This window comes from Treponema sp. UBA7570 (assembly GCA_002477955.1).
Lineage (GTDB): Bacteria > Spirochaetota > Spirochaetia > Treponematales > Treponemataceae > Treponema_D.
Genome location: DLLE01000061.1, coordinates 20,340 through 21,751, shown reverse-complemented (window position 1 = coordinate 21,751; position 1,412 = coordinate 20,340). Strand labels below are relative to the sequence as shown.

At 39.6% G+C, this 1,412-nt stretch carries 2 protein-coding genes; one reads left to right on the top strand and one right to left on the bottom strand.

The annotated features are described in order from the left end of the window. On the top strand, nucleotides 1–930 hold a 930-nt coding region (locus tag B4N75_RS08070), incomplete at its 5' end, for a lyase family protein (RefSeq protein WP_296707096.1). Nucleotides 931–1,049: 119 nt separating this feature from the next. On the opposite strand, the gene B4N75_RS08065 is transcribed toward B4N75_RS08070, so the two are convergent. Further along, on the bottom strand, nucleotides 1,050–1,412 hold a 363-nt coding region (locus B4N75_RS08065), incomplete at its 5' end, for a DUF1858 domain-containing protein (protein WP_296668753.1).

Genomic DNA, 1,412 nt, shown 5'->3' with positions numbered 1-1,412 from the left:
CAGCACGCTGTTCCTATTACTTTTGGCTGGGAAATTGCAGAATTTGTTGCCCGTCTTGGTAAATCAATCTTAAAAATCGAAGAGCTTTCTGACGATTTAGTTGGAAAACTTGCTGGTCCTGTTGGTTCTTACAACGGTCCTTCGATGATTGTAAAAGATCCTGAAGAACTTGAGCGCATTTATACTGAATTTCTGGGCCTTAAGCCGTCTGAATATTCAAATCAGCTTGTAGAGGCAGAGCACGTTCTTCGCCTCTTGCTTGAGATGAATGTTGCTTTCGGTATTATTGCCAATTTGGCGGACGACTTGCGCAACTTGCAGCGTTCAGAAATTGGCGAGGTTTTTGAATATTTTGCTGCAACTCAGGTCGGCTCTTCGACAATGCCTCAGAAACGCAATCCATGGAACAGCGAGCACGTTAAATCTTTATGGAAGGCTATGTGTCCTCGCGTAGTTACTTTCTATATGGATCAGATTTCTGAACATCAGCGCGACCTTTCAAATTCTGCAAGCCAGAGATTTATTACTGACTATATTGCCGGCTTTACAATGGCAGTAAGCAGAATGAATTCAGTCGTAAAAGGATTGCAGGCTGACCGCGACAATATGGCAAAAAATCTTGAAAGCGCCGGCGGAAAAGTTAAGGGCGGCGTTCTTGCTGAACCTGCATATATTCTTCTTGGCGAAGCCGGATACAATGACGGACACGAAATTATCCGTCAGATTACGCTTGAGGCGGAAAAGTCTGGAAAAACTTTCTTTGAAGTGCTTAAAACTCACGAAAAAGAATATGCAGATATTACAGCCCAGCTTGAAAAACTCGGCGTAGAAAATCCTGCAAATTTCTTTGAACATCCTGCGAACTACTGCGGACTTGCCGCAAAAAAATCAGCGCGTCTTGCAAAAAAATACCGCGAGCTGATGAAATAATCCGCGCCTTAAACGGTGTATTTTTTTTGTTAACAACTGGATAAATTTTTTTCCGAATTTGAGTGAATGTAAAATCATCCGCTTAAATTCGGATTTTTTTAAATTTGTGCAGAGAGTTTTTATTTATTTTCGTTTTGAACTTCCGCCTGATGTAAAAAATCTTTTAAGTCTTCGATAACTTCGTCTGCGTTTAAACCGTGAACCATAGCCGCTTCTTCGAGAGTTTCCATTTGAGAAGCAAAACAGCTTATGCAGTGCATTCCCATGAGCATGAGAGGTTCTGTAAGTTCAGGATAAAATGCTACAAGCGTGCTTACGAGCATGTCTTTTGTAAGTTCCGGTTTTTTTGCTTTTTCCTGATTTTGTATATCGTTTTGATTTTCCATTTTATTTTTATCCTCAGTTTTTAGATTGAATTTTGTTTGCGTATTTTGTCCGAAATTTAACCTTATAAGAAAATTTTCTTCAATAAAGATAATAAT